This is a genomic window from Bradyrhizobium australafricanum, from assembly GCF_020329495.1.
Lineage (GTDB): Bacteria > Pseudomonadota > Alphaproteobacteria > Rhizobiales > Xanthobacteraceae > Bradyrhizobium > Bradyrhizobium australafricanum.
In genome coordinates this window covers 1-732 of record NZ_JAGKJL010000202.1, presented here as the reverse complement: position 1 = coordinate 732, position 732 = coordinate 1, and the positions used below count along the sequence as shown (strand labels likewise).

Here is a 732-nt window from a genome sequence, read left to right as displayed (position 1 = left end):
ACACATCTCTTCGAGGCTAGAAAACCGACTCATCATCAAGGGGTTAGCTACTAGGCGAGAGCCGAAATCGGCGGGCGCAACCCTAGTGCAGATGAGTAAGTTCTCTGCGGTTTTCGGCCAACTCTTTGAGAAGACTCCGGAAAGACTGCGGAGGATATGTATATACGCTAGTGCGAAAGCAGGGACCCATAACCACAGGACGTGGAGATGGAGCGAGCTGGGGCCACAGTTCGCTTCAACAACGCAACCCTGTGGTTATGGTCCCGGGTCGCGCTTCGCTTGCCCGGGACGACGTGGGAAAGAGCACCACCCGCACATTCAGCGTCGTCCCGGCGAAGGCCGGGACCCATTACCATAGGGAGTTGTTGTTTGTGCGAACTGGGGCCCCAGTGTGCTTCATAGCCACGGCCGGTGGTTATGGGTCCCGGCCTTCGCCGGGACGACGTGGGGAGAAAGCTCTCTCGAAATCGATGCTCAGGTATTGAAGCGGAAATGCATGACGTCGCCGTCGGCGACGACGTACTCCTTGCCTTCAAGCCGCAGTTTGCCGGCATCGCGCGCGCCGGCCTCGCCGTTGCCGGCGATGTAATCGGCGTAGGCGATGGTCTCGGCGCGGATGAACCCCTTCTCGAAATCGGTATGGATCACGCCGGCGGCGGCGGGCGCCTTGGTGCCGCGGTCGATGGTCCAGGCGCGCGCTTCCTTCGGGCCGACGGTGAAATAGGTGATGAG

At 60.7% G+C, this 732-nt stretch carries 1 protein-coding gene; it reads right to left on the bottom strand.

Annotated elements, in window-relative coordinates; all coding sequences use genetic code 11:
- Positions 1-474 precede the first annotated feature (474 nt).
- Positions 475-732: DUF933 domain-containing protein (locus J6525_RS46560; RefSeq protein WP_225649629.1), on the bottom strand; the 258-nt coding region annotated here is incomplete at its 5' end.